We start from the raw sequence: 15,656 nt of genomic DNA, 5'->3' as shown, positions 1-15,656 counted from the left end.
TTTCAGAGCAAACCGCAACGCTGTTTGCTGCGCGCTTCCGCCTCCTCGTAAAGCGAAAACTCGTCGTACACCGCACAGCCGAGCGCGGCTTCGAAGGCATTGCGGCTGGCATTGCCGTGGCTGCGCGCCTGCGTTTCATTGCCAAGATTCGACTGGAAGATCCCCGCCGCGCTGACGGGCAGAAAATCCTCGTAGGTGATGGGCTGTGCCACAACCCAGCCGCGTTCGATCAGCGGCTGCGGATCGTCGCCGGGACGAAAAGCGTGGCGATGCGCCTCACCTGTCGGGGTCAGACGGTAGCGGAAATAAGCCAGCCCCTGACGGCGCAGGAACATTTCACTGTCCGGGAAGGCGCTGAAGATCTCGCGCAGGTGAAGCTGGTGGGTCAGGTTGTCTTTGCCGGTCCCGGCCTGGTTTAACAGGCTGTCGTACAGCTCGCGCCCTTTCGGCGTAAGCGCCACGCCGCGCTGCTCAATCTCACCGAAACGCGCGGTATGGGTGCCCTTGTGTTCCCCCGCGAACAGCACCGGCTCCTCCAGCGCCTTAAAGCTGGTCTGACGCAGGAGGATCGGCACCTCGCGGCGCGGCGGGCCTTCAATCAGGATTTTCGGCTCGATGCCGTACTTCGGCATTAGCTCCTGCACCCGGTCGATATCCAGCGTGCGCGGCGTGAGATGGTTGATGTGGCACCCCGGGAAACAGACCACGTCGGCAATCAGGCGATGTTCGTTGCTCAGCGCCAGATAGGTTTCCTGATCGACCGTCGCATGGCGATGCCAGCGGAAGGTTTCTAAGGCTTCCTGCACAAATTCGCGCGCCTGTGCCTCGGTAAAGTGTCCCTGCGCATCATGCAGGTCGATCAGTTCCAGACAGCGCGGCGTAAAGATGTTGCGCCGGGAGAGGATCTCCGCCGCCCTTTCGCGCAGCGCAACGTTTTCAATCAGCTCCAGGCGCAGCAGCGAGGTAAAAATGCGAAACGGATTACGGCAGAGCGCCGCATCGTCTGTCGGACGAAACGCCGTCGAGTGGACGGGCACGCCCGCCTGGGAGAGATCGTAGTAGCTGACCGGGTACATGCCCATAATGGCGAAGATCCGGCGCAGGGTGGAAAGCTCCTGCGCGGTGCCAACGCGGATCGCACCGTGACGTTCAACATTCAGGCGCGCCAGTTCGTCTGCGTTCGCCAGTTGTTCATGTAAAAGTGGGTTATTTTCCAGAACCGCCAGGTTAACGTCCGCCACCAGTTCCAGCAAGGTGCCGTACTGCGGAACTTCCTGCTGGTACATCGCCGACATAGCCTGCGAAAAGTGTTCCCGAATATCATCAGCCGTGATGGTGTTCGCCATGATGTCATGCCTCCAGTGAATACTACCTGGAGTGTAGAGAAGCCCGTTCCTTTCGTTGGGAAGAATTTACGAATTGTGATCCAGGCAGACGAGTGGTCAAAGCGTGGGCATTTTCGAAAAACGGTTGTAACTCAAACAGATCAAATGTTAAAAATATTTTGCTATCAGGTTATCAAATTCAAACATCTTAACTTGTCACCCGCGTCGCTCTGTTTTTAACATCGCCTATGGAAAAAAATGGTCTGTTCAGTCAGCGCATACGCTTGCGCCATTTGCATACTTTTGTGGCCGTCGCTCAACAGGGAACGCTGGGGCGAGCGGCTGAAACCCTTAACCTCAGTCAGCCTGCACTCTCCAAAACGCTGAACGAACTGGAACAGCTTACCGGAACCCGCCTGTTCGATCGCGGCCGTCTGGGGGCTCAGCTTACGCTCGTGGGCGAACAGTTCCTGACGCATGCCGTTAAAGTTCTCGATGCCCTCAATACCGCCGGTCAGGCGTTAAACCGTAAAGAGGAGCCGGCCAGCGACATCGTGCGCGTGGGCGCGCTGCCAACGGCGGCGCTGGGCATACTGCCTGCGGCGATCGGCCAGTTCCACCGTCAGCAAAAGCACGCCACGCTTCAGGTCGCGACCATGAATAACACCATGCTGCTGGCGGGCCTGAAGTCAGGCGAGCTGGATCTGGGCATTGGGCGGATGTCCGATCCGGAACTGATGAGCGGCCTGAACTACGAGCTGCTGTTCCTGGAATCGCTGAAGCTGGTCGTGCGTCCGAATCATCCTCTGTTGCAGGACACCGTGACCCTGAGCCGTGTGATGGAGTGGCCGGTGGTGGTCTCACCAAAAGGAACCGTTCCGCGTCAGAATGCGGAAGCGTTGCTGCAAATGCAGGGCTGCACGCTGCCTTCCGGGTGTATTGAAACGCTCTCGGCGTCGCTGTCGCGCCAGCTTACGGTGGATTATGACTACGTATGGTTTGTGCCGTCCGGCGCGGTGAAGGACGATCTGCGACGCGGCGTGCTTACGGCGCTGCCGGTAACATCGCCCGGCGCGGGAGAACCGATTGGGATCCTGACGCGGGTAGATGCCCCGCTCTCTGAAGGTGCCCAAACGCTGTTAAGCGCCATTCGTAAATCAATGCCTCTCTGACCATAAACGCAGAACCCGCCGCGAGGGCGGGTCTGTCTTACTCAGAACGTTTCCCAGTTATCACCTGAGACGACCGCCGCCGGGGTTAAAGGCGCGGGTTTCGCTGCGTTTGCAGCGGCTGTAGTCCGTCCTGCGTGCGCCCCGTTGAGACGAAACGCGCCAACGGCTTCCGTCAGACGTGCGCCCTGCTCCTCCAGCGAAGCCGCTGCCGCAGAAGCTTCTTCCACCAGCGAGGCATTCTGCTGCGTCACCTTATCCATCTCGGAAATCGCCTGGCTCACCTGAACGATGCCGCGGCTCTGCTCATCGGACGCCGCTGCAATCTCCAGCATGATATCGGTGACGCGTTTAACCGCCTCGACGATTTCATTCATGGTATTGCCCGCTGCAACCACCTCCCCGGAACCCTGATCGATAAGCGACACCGATTCATTAATCAGGCTTTCAATCTCTTTCGCCGCGTTTGCGCTGCGGCTTGCCAGGGTGCGAACTTCACTCGCCACGACCGCAAAGCCGCGTCCCTGTTCACCCGCACGCGCCGCCTCGACCGCCGCGTTGAGCGCCAGAATATTGGTCTGGAACGCGATGCTGTTAATCACGGCGGTAATTTCAGAGATCTTCTTCGAGCTAGTGGAAATATTACCCATGGTTTTCACCACGCCGGAGACCATCTGCCCCCCGCGGCTGGCCTTCCCGGAGGCATCTTCTGCCAGTTTACTTGCATGATGCGCGTTATCGGCGTTCTGTTTCACCGTCGCGGTGAGCTGCTCCATGCTGGCCGCCGTCTGTTCAATCGCCGCCGCCTGCTGCTCAGTACGGGAAGAGAGATCGGTGTTACCCGCGGAGATCTCGCTGGTTCCCCGGTAGATCTCCTCCGCCCCTTGCCGCACGGTGCCTACGGTGGTCACCAGCGCGTGCTGCATCGTTTGCAGATCGCGCGTAAGGCGGCCAATTTCACTGCGCCCGGTCGGTTCGTCCGGCATGGTCAAATCGCCTTTCGCGATATTTTCGATACGCGTAGCGGCTCGCTGGAGCGGGTTTATCACCGTACGGCGCAGCACCACAAAGGTGATCACCGCCAGCGCCAGCGCCAGGCCAAACGCGCCGAACATAAACATCAGCCCTAGCCGGGTGCGGGTGTGAGCCTGCGCCGTCAGCGCGTTGGCGCGTTCGGTGCGGATTTTTATCGCCTTCAGCAGCACCGCGTTATAGGCATCGTCCAGCGGACGCGCGGTCTCATTTTCGTGGTTAATAATGGCTTCAAACATGCCGTTTTTGGCATATTTCAGCATCGGCTGCATACCGGCGATGTAGGCGTCATAGCGGGCTTTCAGATCGCCGTCCAGCGCTTCATCAGCCGGTGTGCGAATAGTGCGCTTCATATAGGCGGCAAATCCATCCTGCGACTGCCTGATGCGGGTCTCAGCCTCAGCGATGTTTTGTTTCATCGCCTCCATCTCCGCGATACGGCTCGCCGCCCCCGCGTGGATCATGTTGATACGGGCGGTGCGTAAATGGTTGGAACTGTTTGACAGCCCGGTGCGCACCTGGATTTCTGCCGTAACATCCTGCTGATCGTTATCGGCCTGGAGCAGGAAATAGCCTGCCAGACCCGAGCTCAATGCAAACAGGAGAATAATGCCACCGAGAATGGAGGAAAACAGCGGAACCAGCCGGATGTGGTGCAAGAAACTCAGCTTATGCTGCGCCTGCATCGATGTTGTGTTGTCCATGACCGTCGACTCTCTTATAGGTAAGATGCGTAAAAACACGCCTGTAAAAGAGTCATCGGCACGGCGTAGAATTAGATTACGGTTAAAAGCGCCAGACAGGTCACACTTTAGAAAAGATCAGGGAAGAAATGCCAGCGGAAAAAACCGCTGGCAGAATAATCAGTTGTCGCCGAAATGGATAACGGTACGAATAGATTTTCCTTCGTGCATCAGATCGAAGGCTTCGTTGATCTGCTCCAGCGGCAGGCGGTGCGTAATGAACGGGTCGAGCTGAATTTTATCGACCATCGCATCTTCAACCATGCCCGGCAGCTGGGTACGGCCTTTCACGCCGCCAAATGCCGACCCGCGCCATACGCGCCCTGTCACCAGCTGGAAGGGACGGGTTTTGATCTCCTGACCCGCGCCGGCCACACCGATAATGATGCTCTCGCCCCAGCCTTTGTGGCAGCACTCAAGCGCTGAGCGCATCACATCGACGTTGCCGATACATTCGAAGCTGAAGTCCACGCCGCCGTCGGTCAGCTCAACGATCACCTCCTGAACCGGTTTGTCGTAGTCTTTCGGGTTGATGAAATCGGTCGCGCCCATCTCACCTGCGAGCTTAAATTTTTCCGGGTTGGTATCCACAGCAATGATGCGGCCAGCTTTCGCCTGTACCGCGCCCTGGATGACTGCCAGACCGATCCCGCCGAGGCCGAACACCGCCACGGTGTCACCCTCTTTCACTTTCGCCGTGTTATGCACCGCGCCGATACCGGTGGTGACACCGCAGCCGAGCAGACAGACTTTATCCAGCGGGGCCTGCGGATTCACTTTCGCCAGTGAGATCTCGGCGCACACCGTGTATTCGCTAAAGGTGCTGGTCCCCATGTAGTGATAAATGGGCTCGCCGTTATAGGAGAAACGGGTGGTGCCGTCCGGCATAAGACCTTTACCCTGCGTGGCGCGCACGGCCTGGCAGAGGTTAGTTTTGCCGGATTTGCAGAACTTACACTCACCGCACTCTGCGGTGTAGAGCGGGATCACATGGTCGCCGGGCTTCAGGCTGGTGACGCCTTCACCCACTTCCACCACCACACCGCCCCCTTCGTGGCCGAGCACCGCCGGGAATACGCCTTCCGGATCGTCACCGGACAGGGTAAACGCATCGGTATGGCAAACGCCGGTGTGGGTAATTTTGATCAGCACTTCGCCTTTCTTCGGCGGAGCAACATCAATTTCAACGATTTTCAGCGGCTGGCCTGGGCCGAACGCGACAGCTGCGCGAGATTTCATGATGTCTTTCCCTTGTTGTGAGGTGTGTGGATTTATTTTAGATAAGAGCGCAGTAAATGGCCGACTTCCGCCATCCGCACAGCCCGCTGATCCGGGGTGGTCTCCCCCGTCACCAGCTCATCTTTGAGGTGAATTTCAACCATTTCCCCCATCAGGCCATTGGCAGCGCCGCGCACGGCGGCGATTTGCTGCAAAATGGCGAGACAGGGATCGCCCGATTCCAGGGCGCGTTCAAGGGCATCAACCTGGCCCCGAATGCGGCGGACGCGGGTCAGAATACGTTTTTTATCTTCGGGTGAATGCGGCATACGCCCTCCTGATACTATAGGGGGGTATTGTATCCTTCATGGGAAGTTAATGTAAACATTAAGTTTTATGAGGGTATCAGGTATCATGTAATTTATAGTGTGTTTCTTTTCTTAACTCGAACATCTGAACTAAGCTATGACACATTCTGTAAAAACATAGTTGTAATAAATACCGTCGTATCCGCATTTTTGAAGGTTTCTGCATTCACGCAAATTCCCGTCCCCACCAAAGACTGTAGGTTTCTTAAGAATACAATGAGGAATAGACTAATAGGCGATAGTTAACATTTTTAAATGTCAAATGCTTTTTATGAATGAAAACTTTTATTAAGGGCTTTTAATGAGCATTTTCTTAAGACGAAGTATAAATGCATTATGCAAAGATAGTTTATTTTTCTTTCTTCTTAGTCTGGTTGTATTGATACCTTTCAATTTCCTTAGTGATAAATATACTCAGGAGATAGAAACTATCATTGAAGAACATATGGCCCCTCATTCTCTTGCAGCAATGCTTGTAATAGCAACGTCTATTACGTCTCTGACACTTCGATTTGTCGGCAGCATAAATGTCAAGAAAAAATATAATAAACTCATATATACACTCATTATTTTCCCTGTTATCAAAGTAGGGAAAGCATATGCTTCTACGATGGTCGGCATGATGACAGGGTTAACCTTAATATTATCCTTCTCTGAAGGTATATCAAAAACAATAATGCCTTTATTTTTCATTGTTTGTATTTCTATGTACTGGTTTCTTTTTGAAGCGATATTGTATGTTAGTAAAAATGGCCTGCCATCAAACGTCAGTAAAAAAACAACAAATATTTTATTGCTAATAATAGTAATTATAATACCCGCAGTGTATTTCTACATTGTATGAAGTAGCTATCAATGAATTCAAAACCAGATGGCCATACCTAAAAATTGCGGCCAGTTTTAAACTCAAGTTAAGATCCGTATTGAGCAGGCAAAGGAGATCACTATAGCCTGTCTGTACAACTGCGGCCGCGGTGTTATTGGCCTTGCGGCATTTAGCACTTATACACGTGCTGGTCACCAGCTGCTGACTTAGCCACTCTTTCTTCGCCTGCCAGCTCGGGTGTGGAGAAGCGGAAATGCTGTATCTGGTATATTCGACCTGCTTCAACGAGTTCTATGTTGAGCAGCTACAGCTGTTTAACGAGCGGTTGGGGTTTACCCTTAACGTCTCTCTCAGAGATGGTGCAACCATATTTAGGGTTTACCCCCACCTCGACCAACCCTATTTAGCTCAAAATGTTAAAAATCCGCACTTATATGGCACATTGTGAACAGAAATAACATTCTCGTCACCTAACATACCCGCTACAAACAAAATGGTGGTGTTAATGATTGTACTAAAGAGCTTTTTATTCTTCGTTGGCGCGGCGGCCGCTTGCGCACTTATTGTACTGTGTCTTTGGGTTGATATGCGGTTTGTCGGCCATGATATTCCGGAATTATCACTGACCGAAATTATGCAGGAAACGGTATTAGCGAGTATTGTCTTTCTCCATTTTCGTCTGGCGAAAATGTACGAATCCATGCGTTACTGTAATATTCTGGTGGGCGGATTTTTCCTGACAATGCTAATTCGTGAGCTGGACGCGCTTTTTGATCTCATTTCTCATGGGAGTTGGGTGTGGTTCGCGCTGATTACCGCTGTGCTGGCGTTAATTCGCCCCGTTATGCATTTTCGTGCTACCCTGGAACAGCTGGCAAAATATACCCAATCCCCCTGGTACGGTATTCTGTTGAGCGGCCTGCTGGCTGTACTGGTCTTCTCCCGCCTCTTTGGAATGCAGGTGCTGTGGCACGCCATCCTGGAGCATGGCTATATGCGTGTCGTGAAAAACGCCGTGGAGGAAGGTTCGGAATCGTTCGGTTATATGCTGTGCCTGGCCGCATCCCTTGGTTATTACGTTACCTTTCCCGCTCACGCACGACAAAAATAATCTCTTCGCACTGCGTAGAGAGACGGCGAGGGAAATAGTGATCAACAACATCCTAAGGACGTTAGGGTTGTCATGTAAGAAAGACATATCCTAAAAAGGGGCAATCAGGCGTCGATTTCAGCGAATTCTCGCTCACGCCTGAAATCAGCGTCTATCCTTAGACTATCAACAAAAGGAGGCTGGAATGTCTGATTTCGACACTGATAAAAATGCACAATACGCTGGCGATAAAGCCAAAAACAAACTTGATGAATTATCCGGCTCTGCGCAGCAGCAGTTTGGTGAATTCGTTGACTCCCCTAAACACCAGGTGAAAGGTGCAGCGAAAAAATATGCTGCCCAGGCCAGTGATGCCGTCTCGGATGTTACTGAAGCCGTCAGAAATAACCCGTTAACGGGCTTAATCGCTGCGGGTGCGGTAGGTATCGTTCTGGGACTTCTGTTGGGACGTAAATAATTTCAGGCCCTCCGGGGCCTTTTCTTTTCCCCCTCTTTCCTTCTCTTCCCCCCCCCTAATCTTGATAGTTCTCCTGATAAAAGCTCAATCCATACGAAAAAGTTGTACAATTTTGATGTACAGATTTGACCATATAGTATAAATTCGATGCCAGTGATGTTACAAAATTGTTTGTTAACGGTGGAAAATTATGCGTCGCAACCATGCTCCCTCTACAGCAGAAAGCGCTATAACCTTGTATTTTAACAAGGATAACGTCCCAACACAGCAGGAAACCCTTGGTGCCATCGTCAGTGAGATCATCAAAGAAAATGTACAACTGAGCAGAATGACAATTTGTACAAAGCTGTTGCGCAGAATTGAAGAATCCACGTCTGACGTTGAGAAAGCGCACTACAACGGTTTGATAGCCCTCTTCTTCGAGCGTTAACCTGAACACTGTTTTTTAACTTACTAAGTTAGTCATGCTGAGTGAGAATAGAGCTTCTGAATGCGATGACTAACCCCATGCTACAGCCTGCCGCGTGTAGCAGAGTGAGATTGAAGGTATGCATAGAACTAAATTTGAACGACTTAAGGATGACCTTATCGGTGAGGCCGTATTATCCATACTGAAAGAGAACGGACCTATTACCTTTGTGTCTCTTGCTAATCGCCTGCGGGCGATGGCTAACGTTGAATCAAATGATGAACGTAAAAATGCATTGATTGCCGCTGAAGATGAAGTGCGCCAGCGTGTAACCGGCGTCTCGCACGACCGGGGAAGAGTGATGGGCAATTATGACATGGGTCGCATGCGATCTCTCTTTACTCACAACACGCTTTTGACCCCAGACAAGAAACACTAATTTTAACCGAAACGGTGACCACCATGAGTAAAGCGATTATGCAGCAGACGTATAATTTTGAAGCCTTGCACGATAAAGGACTGGCGGAACATTTTCTTAATGTAGGAAAACATCTCAGTGGTGAGGTTGAAGTGTTGGGCTCGGCAATACGCTGTATTATGCTGACCGGTGACAATCTCTCTAATAAAGAGATTATCCTGCAACTGATTCACGCCCTCGAAATTACCGAGGAGCCCGAAGCCTGCGATGTCATTCGAAATACGCTTGAAATTGTTGTCGGTTTTACGCGCGATGATATCTGATAACAGATTATTGCGCTGGTGAGTGACTGTTTTTGCTGGTGGTAGAAAAGTTTCTCTGTCGTACCACCAGCATAGTGAACCCATTAACTAAATAGCCGTACCATTCGATCAAGCTCTTCTTCTTTAACCGCCCGGGAAAGATAATATCCCTGAAAGCGTTTAACACCTAACGCGACAAGTTTTTCAAATTTTTCTTCGCTATCGACGCCTTCCGCAACGCATTCCCTTCCCGTCATGTCGCTGTATATCTGTATCGCTTTAATAATGCTATAGTCATTGTCGTTAGCAACAAAGTGCTCAACTATATCGCGGTCAAGCTTCAATCCGTCAACATTAATCTGTCGGATGGGTAACATAGCGTAATCTCTGGAAAAGCAATCATCCAGAAACAGCCGACACCCCTCGGCGCGTAAACGCTGAAGAGTGACAGGAATATTTGGATCCTTTGTCACATCAATCGCTTCAGCTAATTCAAAGACAAGTTTCCCGGCCCACTGCGGCTTCAGTAACATCTCAACGGCTTTTTTCGCCATTCCCGGCAGCGCGTTCCCGGTAGCCAGTGGAGGCGGAATATTAACCGAAAAATAATATTTCCCATTGTATCTGTTGATACCTGACACGGCCGCGTGGATGACTAACGCCGTCAGCTTGAGCCATATTTCGCCATTTTTCACCCCACCCAGAAATTGGGCAGCCTTCAGAACCTGACCGTTTTTATGCCAGCGCAGCAGAATTTCAAAGCCTACTCCTTTTTTATCGCCATCGGTAATAATTTGATAAGCCGCAAAGATTTCCCGCTTATGTAACGCCTGCAAAATATCAATTTCCGCATCCGAAAACCCCTGCGGATTATTTTTTACTGCACAGACTTTATCTCTGAAAACACGTGCATCGCTAAACCACACCCTGATAAGATATAATTTATCCAACCCCACTTTTCTATGGGTATAAATGGTTTTATCTGACAACCCTAACCTCGCAGACTGCTCTTTTATCGAAATACCCCGATAAAAATTCAGCAATACGGTTAATTCGCGCTTTGTTAAACCATTCAGACTTTCTTTACCTTCTTTCTCGGGTCCATCACGCAATATGCGTGACGAATCGGTATGCACGTCATAAATGTTGTCTGCACAGTCCATTACGTCTGAAATATTCGCTATCCTGATCATCGATAACGATTTGGTATTATTAACGAGACTACACAACGTGGCATAAAGCCATCTCTCTGGTATTGCGCCATACAGCGTCACGCTACAAATAACCGGCAGCGCATTCAGCACCGATACCAACTGCTTCAGGCTTTCAAGAAAGGCAGCGACGTCGCGACCAAGAAAAACAGCAACTTCAGGTGATTGATTTTGCATCATTTTATGAACATCACCTGAGCAAACTTCATCCTCTTCAAAATGGAGCCGCGTGGCGTTTACGCCACGTGACTTCAGAAGCAGGCTATACCCCTCGAAGGTGAAACCGCAGGCTGAAATAACAAACCGTTGCTTGTAGCACGTACCTTGTATAAAAGGTAAATTTTGAGACATAACCTGCTCCTGAGAATGCAAATAGTATTCCCATCTGTAATTAAAGCCAATACTCTTTGTCGCATTGAATAATTTTACCGCACCCTGTTTGGTTAATAAACCGTTATCAATGTTATGCACAGGAACATTTTTGCGTTAATCAACCGACTCATCCATATGCAGCATAAATATTACTTTCTTTTCATATAACGACAGTAAATATGCATTTCTCGAGGTATAATGAAAATTCCGAAAAAGAAGACCGGACACTTCATCTTATCGGCCCAGACAAAAAGAGAAAATGCTATGGATAATCACATCTCATCCAGGGCTTTGCTACATCGAAGGGATGTCATTAAAAACAACCCGCGATTTGGTAAAGCTATAACAGAACACTACAGAATTAATGATGCCATTTATAAAAAACAACCCTTGTTCTACAAAACGATGCTTCAGGAATCACGCTTCAACATAATACTGTCCATGTGTTGTTTTGTTTTTGGCAATCAGGCTGAGTCAGTTTCAGAGATTAAGGCGCTATGCACCCGTTATAATATCGCCAGCCCTAACAGTGTTATCGCGATCATTACCATACTTAAAACTACCGGGCGAATTAAGACCTGGCGCTGTAGTGAAGATCGCCGAAAAACAAAAATTGCGCCGACGGAAAAAGGACTCGATGAGCTTAAACGCTATATGTCCGGGGCGTTTACGCCTGTCAGCATTCTTTATCCGGCATTCAACATTAATGTTAACCTTCTGGACAATGACATTCTGAGGCACAACTTTTTCCGGCGCGCCGCAGAGTACCTTTTCCGCGGATTAACATTCAGGAAAGTGCTTCCGGAGGTGGGTTTATTTATTGATAAGGATGGTGGACGAATGATTATGCTCTATCTCTATTTGCAGGCCATTAAAAACAAAACAGCACACGGTGCCATAATAGCGTATTCAGCCAGCACGCTGGCAAAAGAATTTTTCGTCTCGCGTATTCACGTCAACCGCATTATCAAATCGGCGCAGGAGGCAGGTTATCTTAAAGATCGCGGCGATGGCCGGATGTCAATTTATCCGGCCTTTATCGAGCTTGTCGAAAATTATGCCGGATTATATTTTGCGTATGTCACACATTACATCAATGTGGTACCAAAAGAACGACGCCATGCTGTCAACATGACGCCTACACTCTGATCTGACGGGCGTTCGGTTTGCTGAACGCCTTTTTTACCGCTCGCGCAGCGCCTCTTTTGCCTTATTCAACGGTTTCAGCAGATAATCAATGACGGATTTACTGCCGGTTTTGATATCAACTGTGGCTATCATGCCCGGGAACACCGGGAACGCCTTGCCCTGCCTGTTGGTCAGATGGTTACTGTCTGTACGAATATAAACGCGATAATAATAAACATCCCGTTTCACCTCGTCCTGAAGGGTATCCGGGGAAATCATCGTCACCTCCCCTTCCAGCCCGCCGTAGATCGAGTAATCATAGGCGGTGATTTTCACCAGCGCTTTTTGCCCGGGATGGATAAACGCGACATCGCGCGGCGAGATTTTCGCTTCTATCACCATCTGGTCATCAAGCGGTACCAGGCTCATCAGTTTGCCGTTCGGCGGGATCACCCCGCCCACCGTCGTCACGTCAATATCCTTCACGATGCCACGCACCGGCGCATTAAACGTTAAGCGGGTGAGTGAATCTTCGCGTCCTTTCATGACCGAACGCTGCGCCTCTATTTCTGCGTTCGCTTTCGCCAGTTCTTCGCGGGCGCGAACGTAGTACTGGTTTTTCATCTCGGTGATTTTGCTCTCCAGCTCATTTTTTTGACGTTCAAGGCGTAAGACTTCGACCTTACTGGCCGCCCCCTGCGTCACCAGCGGGCGCGTTAATGCCAGTTCACGCTGCACGAGATCCGCTCCCTGGCGTAAACCCGCCAGCCCTTTTTCAAGGCTTTCGCGACGTGACTGATAAAGCGCCGTTTCCTGTTTGACCAGCTCAACGTCGTCATCCAGCTCTGCCGGGAATGTCAGCCCGGTGTCGTTCACCTCAGCATTCAGACGCGCGGCCGTCGCCATTGCAGCGTTTAATCGAGACTCGCTCTCCAGCACGCTGGACTCGGTTTTCGTCCGGTCCAGTTGGGCAAGCTGTTGACCACGCTCGACGATGTCGCCTTCGCGCACCATCAGACTGTGAATAATCCCCCCTTCCAGGGACTGGATCACCTGCTCGTGGGAGGACGGGATCACCTTGCCACTGCCCGTCGTGACCTCATCCAGCTGGAACAGGCTGGCCCAGGTAATAAACACCACCAGCAGGGCAAACAGCGACCATGCCACCAGCGACGAACGCGGCAGGCGGGGCTCCTTCAGTTGGCTATTAAAGCGGGAGAAATCATTCATGCCACGCCCTCCGTTTTCAGTTTAACCGTACGCTGCGGCGCCTGCTGCGGGGCCATTCCGTGCTGGCGTAAAATGGCATCACGAGGGCCATCCATCACCACTTTGCCGTTTTCCAGGACGATGATGCGGTCAACCAGGTCCAGAATCGGCAGGCGATGCGTCGCCACCACCAGCGTCCGGCGCTTACCGAGCCACTGGTGCAGATGCTGGATAAACTGCTTCTCGCTGACCTCATCCAGCCAGGCGGTGGGTTCATCCAGCAGCAGAATATTCGGCGAGGTGATCAGCGCGCGCGCCAGCAGCAGCGCCTGACGTTGCCCGCCGGAAAGCCCCGTTCCGCCCTCGTTGATGATGGTGTTTAGCCCCATTTTCTGCTTGCGCACAAACTCCAGCGCGCCGCTGTTGACCAGCGCCTGATGGATTTCCTCGTCTGTCGCCAGCGGATTACCCATCAGGATGTTGTCGCGTACGGAGCCGAAGAACAGCCGCGCCTGCTGGCTGAGCAACTGCATATCGCGGCGCACGTCGGCCGGGTCAAGATGATTGAGAGCAATATCGTCCAGCAAAATGCTGCCCTGCTGCGGCTCCTGCATTCCCGCGAGGAGGTGCAGCAAGGTGCTTTTCCCCGAACCATTCCGCCCGAGCACCGCCACGCGCTCCCCGGCGCGAATGCGCAGTTTGCTGATATTCAGCACGGTGAGCTTCTCTTCTTCGTCGTAATAAAACCCCACGTCGTCCAGCAGATAATCACCGCGCAGGTGGGCTTTATGCACCTTCTTTCCGTGCTGGGGATCGTCAATCGGGCGCTGCATCAGGTCATCCAGTCCCTTGCGGGCCACCTTTGCTGACTGCCAGCGGGAAAGCACGCCAGAAATTTGCGACAGCGGCGCAATGGTCCGGGACGCCAGAATCGAGGTGCCCACCAGCGCACCGGTGGTCATGTCACCGCTGATGACCAGGTAACACCCCACCAGCAGCACCACGGCGTAGACGATAGATTGCACCTCCTGGGTCCAGGTTAGCAGCAGCCCCGTCAGCCAGCGCTGCTTCATGCCGACGCTGGCGGCAACGTCATTGGTGTTATTCCACTGGTTCTGGAACCGCTGCTCAGCGCGCATCAGCTTGATGTCCTCAAGCCCCTGCACCGCTTCCACCAGCGTGGCGTTGCGAATCGCCGATTCACGCATCCCTTCGCTGGAGAGTTTCCCCAGCGGGCGCTGCACCAGCAGGCCAGGAATAAGCAACAGCGGCACGGCGAGCAGGACCACCAGCACCAGCGGACCACCAATCATCCACAGAATGAAGACGAACAGCAGGAAGAACGGCAGATCGGAGATAGCGGCAATGGTGGTGGAGGTGATCAGCTCCCGCACCGACTCCAGCTCGCGGATCTGCGCGATAAACGATCCGGTTGATTTCGAGCGTGCGCCGTTTTTAATCCGCAGCGCGTGGGCAAAGACGCGTTCAGAGATGCGCAGATCGGCGCGCTTCCCCACCACGTCAGAAATGTGCACGCGCAGCATGCGCATGATGAATTCGAACACGATGGCAATCATCACGCCGCCAAACAGCACCCACAGCGTGGCTTCTGACTGCGACGGTACCACCCTGTCGTAGACCTGCATGGAGAAGACCATGCCGGAAAGCGCCAGCACGTTGGCGACCAGCGCCACCAGCATAATATCGCTGTAACGACGCCAGTCTTTCAGCGCCAGCTGCCAGAACCAGTTTTTCTCATAGGGTTTGATGTAATCATCCACGCGCGCATCCGGCGTGGACTCCAGGGGACGCAGCACCATCAGCCCCTTTAACCGCGAACCGAGCTCGTCCCTCGTCAGCGTTGTCTCCAGGCCGCCGTCGCCGCTAAACTGCACGCTGACGTTCCCATCGTTGTCCATACGGTTGATGACCGCAATTTGCCCGCCGGTAAACTCCGCCAGCAGCGGTAAACGCCACGGATCGAGCGATAGGGCTTCCGCCGCCACCCAACGCATCCCCAGCCCAAGCTGGCGCGCCATCTCCTCCAGCACCAGCTGGCGTGGCGACTGGCTTTCATGGTTAATCGTGACCCGAACATGCTCCGCCGAAAAATCCAGCCGATAATATTTCGCGATGATGAGCATGCCCTGCAACCAGGGTTCGTACTGTGGATGTGTCTTCATAATGCTACGTCCTGTTCAGGGCGATGATTTCGCACTGAAATGATACCTTTCCGGGATGATTAGAAATCGAACACTGTCTAAACGAGCCCGCAAAATAATCTTGTGAAATATAGGGTTATGGCTATTCGTGTAAAGAAACGCAAAAAGCCGCGAGGATCGCTCCCCGCGGCAGTGT

Annotated in this window: 15 protein-coding genes; 8 read left to right on the top strand and 7 right to left on the bottom strand. The window is 52.1% G+C overall.

The window, feature by feature from the left end; all coding sequences use genetic code 11:
- Positions 1–2: 2 nt before the first annotated feature.
- Positions 3–1,346 carry a 2-oxoadipate dioxygenase/decarboxylase HglS gene (hglS, locus tag ACOTZD_RS13890; RefSeq protein ID WP_003857245.1) on the bottom strand — a complete coding sequence of 448 codons (1,344 nt, stop codon included), beginning with the start codon at positions 1,344–1,346 and terminating at the stop codon, positions 3–5.
- 227 nt (positions 1,347–1,573) lie between these two features.
- On the opposite strand from hglS, the gene ACOTZD_RS13885 reads away from it, so the two are divergent.
- Positions 1,574–2,497, top strand: coding sequence for a LysR substrate-binding domain-containing protein (locus ACOTZD_RS13885; protein ID WP_003857247.1), 924 nt, complete (start codon positions 1,574–1,576; stop codon positions 2,495–2,497).
- Between the two features lie 41 nt (positions 2,498–2,538).
- Here the strand turns inward: ACOTZD_RS13885 and ACOTZD_RS13880 are convergent, their stop codons facing one another.
- From ACOTZD_RS13880 to ACOTZD_RS13870, 3 genes are all read right to left on the bottom strand, one after another.
- Positions 2,539–4,230: a methyl-accepting chemotaxis protein gene (locus tag ACOTZD_RS13880; RefSeq protein WP_023324628.1), complete on the bottom strand. Its 1,692-nt coding sequence runs from the start codon at positions 4,228–4,230 to the stop codon at positions 2,539–2,541.
- A gap of 159 nt (positions 4,231–4,389) precedes the next feature.
- Positions 4,390–5,508, bottom strand: coding sequence for an S-(hydroxymethyl)glutathione dehydrogenase/class III alcohol dehydrogenase (locus ACOTZD_RS13875; RefSeq protein ID WP_174402324.1), 1,119 nt, complete (start codon positions 5,506–5,508; stop codon positions 4,390–4,392).
- Positions 5,509–5,540: 32 nt separating this feature from the next.
- Positions 5,541–5,816 (bottom strand): metal/formaldehyde-sensitive transcriptional repressor, encoded by a 276-nt coding sequence (locus tag ACOTZD_RS13870; RefSeq protein ID WP_003857256.1) that lies wholly within the window; start codon positions 5,814–5,816, stop codon positions 5,541–5,543.
- 340 nt (positions 5,817–6,156) lie between these two features.
- Between ACOTZD_RS13870 and ACOTZD_RS13865 the strand changes: the two genes are divergently transcribed.
- From ACOTZD_RS13865 to ACOTZD_RS13840, 6 genes are all read left to right on the top strand, one after another.
- Complete coding sequence (locus tag ACOTZD_RS13865) at positions 6,157–6,699, top strand: hypothetical protein (RefSeq protein ID WP_126296783.1); 543 nt, start codon at positions 6,157–6,159, stop codon at positions 6,697–6,699.
- Between the two features lie 487 nt (positions 6,700–7,186).
- Positions 7,187–7,792 (top strand): hypothetical protein, encoded by a 606-nt coding sequence (locus ACOTZD_RS13860; RefSeq protein ID WP_022651169.1) that lies wholly within the window; start codon positions 7,187–7,189, stop codon positions 7,790–7,792.
- Positions 7,793–7,976: 184 nt separating this feature from the next.
- A complete protein-coding gene (locus ACOTZD_RS13855) occupies positions 7,977–8,249 on the top strand; it encodes a DUF883 family protein (RefSeq protein WP_003857263.1) in 273 nt (90 codons plus the stop codon).
- A 190-nt stretch (positions 8,250–8,439) separates the two neighbouring features.
- Positions 8,440–8,679 carry a regulatory protein YcgZ gene (ycgZ, locus tag ACOTZD_RS13850; protein WP_003857265.1) on the top strand — a complete coding sequence of 80 codons (240 nt, stop codon included), beginning with the start codon at positions 8,440–8,442 and terminating at the stop codon, positions 8,677–8,679.
- A 118-nt stretch (positions 8,680–8,797) separates the two neighbouring features.
- Positions 8,798–9,097 (top strand): hypothetical protein, encoded by a 300-nt coding sequence (locus ACOTZD_RS13845; protein WP_003857266.1) that lies wholly within the window; start codon positions 8,798–8,800, stop codon positions 9,095–9,097.
- Between the two features lie 23 nt (positions 9,098–9,120).
- Positions 9,121–9,399 carry a biofilm development regulator YmgB/AriR family protein gene (locus ACOTZD_RS13840; RefSeq protein WP_421636314.1) on the top strand — a complete coding sequence of 93 codons (279 nt, stop codon included), beginning with the start codon at positions 9,121–9,123 and terminating at the stop codon, positions 9,397–9,399.
- Between the two features lie 83 nt (positions 9,400–9,482).
- Here ACOTZD_RS13840 and ACOTZD_RS13835 read toward each other — a convergent pair whose 3' ends face one another.
- Positions 9,483–10,940, bottom strand: a complete 1,458-nt coding sequence (locus ACOTZD_RS13835; RefSeq protein WP_174402323.1) for an EAL domain-containing protein — start codon at positions 10,938–10,940, stop codon at positions 9,483–9,485.
- Positions 10,941–11,225: 285 nt separating this feature from the next.
- Between ACOTZD_RS13835 and ACOTZD_RS13830 the strand changes: the two genes are divergently transcribed.
- Positions 11,226–12,110, top strand: coding sequence for a hypothetical protein (locus ACOTZD_RS13830; protein ID WP_045343007.1), 885 nt, complete (start codon positions 11,226–11,228; stop codon positions 12,108–12,110).
- Positions 12,111–12,143: 33 nt separating this feature from the next.
- Here the strand turns inward: ACOTZD_RS13830 and ACOTZD_RS13825 are convergent, their stop codons facing one another.
- Positions 12,144–13,319: an HlyD family type I secretion periplasmic adaptor subunit gene (locus tag ACOTZD_RS13825; protein ID WP_174402322.1), complete on the bottom strand. Its 1,176-nt coding sequence runs from the start codon at positions 13,317–13,319 to the stop codon at positions 12,144–12,146.
- Positions 13,316–15,481, bottom strand: a complete 2,166-nt coding sequence (locus tag ACOTZD_RS13820) for a type I secretion system permease/ATPase (protein ID WP_045336224.1) — start codon at positions 15,479–15,481, stop codon at positions 13,316–13,318. Before ACOTZD_RS13820 ends, ACOTZD_RS13825 begins: the two co-directional genes overlap by 4 nt.
- Between the last annotated feature and the right edge of the window lie 175 nt (positions 15,482–15,656).

This window comes from Enterobacter cloacae complex sp. SHL022, assembly GCF_049237785.1.
Lineage (GTDB): Bacteria > Pseudomonadota > Gammaproteobacteria > Enterobacterales > Enterobacteriaceae > Enterobacter > Enterobacter hormaechei_C.
This window is presented reverse-complemented; position numbering and strand designations above follow the sequence as displayed.

Coding starts and splice junctions, on each gene's coding strand:
- ACOTZD_RS13885 (WP_003857247.1), top strand. CDS start 1,574: ATGGAAAAAAATGGTCTGTTCAGTCAGCGCATACGCTTGCGCCATTTG.
- ycgZ (WP_003857265.1), top strand. CDS start 8,440: ATGCGTCGCAACCATGCTCCCTCTACAGCAGAAAGCGCTATAACCTTG.
- ACOTZD_RS13845 (WP_003857266.1), top strand. CDS start 8,798: ATGCATAGAACTAAATTTGAACGACTTAAGGATGACCTTATCGGTGAG.
- ACOTZD_RS13855 (WP_003857263.1), top strand. CDS start 7,977: ATGTCTGATTTCGACACTGATAAAAATGCACAATACGCTGGCGATAAA.
- ACOTZD_RS13875 (WP_174402324.1), bottom strand. CDS start 5,508: ATGAAATCTCGCGCAGCTGTCGCGTTCGGCCCAGGCCAGCCGCTGAAA.
- ACOTZD_RS13825 (WP_174402322.1), bottom strand. CDS start 13,319: ATGAATGATTTCTCCCGCTTTAATAGCCAACTGAAGGAGCCCCGCCTG.
- ACOTZD_RS13820 (WP_045336224.1), bottom strand. CDS start 15,481: ATGAAGACACATCCACAGTACGAACCCTGGTTGCAGGGCATGCTCATC.
- hglS (WP_003857245.1), bottom strand. CDS start 1,346: ATGGCGAACACCATCACGGCTGATGATATTCGGGAACACTTTTCGCAG.
- ACOTZD_RS13880 (WP_023324628.1), bottom strand. CDS start 4,230: ATGGACAACACAACATCGATGCAGGCGCAGCATAAGCTGAGTTTCTTG.
- ACOTZD_RS13860 (WP_022651169.1), top strand. CDS start 7,187: ATGATTGTACTAAAGAGCTTTTTATTCTTCGTTGGCGCGGCGGCCGCT.
- ACOTZD_RS13835 (WP_174402323.1), bottom strand. CDS start 10,940: ATGTCTCAAAATTTACCTTTTATACAAGGTACGTGCTACAAGCAACGG.
- ACOTZD_RS13830 (WP_045343007.1), top strand. CDS start 11,226: ATGGATAATCACATCTCATCCAGGGCTTTGCTACATCGAAGGGATGTC.
- ACOTZD_RS13865 (WP_126296783.1), top strand. CDS start 6,157: ATGAGCATTTTCTTAAGACGAAGTATAAATGCATTATGCAAAGATAGT.
- ACOTZD_RS13870 (WP_003857256.1), bottom strand. CDS start 5,816: ATGCCGCATTCACCCGAAGATAAAAAACGTATTCTGACCCGCGTCCGC.
- ACOTZD_RS13840 (WP_421636314.1), top strand. CDS start 9,121: ATGAGTAAAGCGATTATGCAGCAGACGTATAATTTTGAAGCCTTGCAC.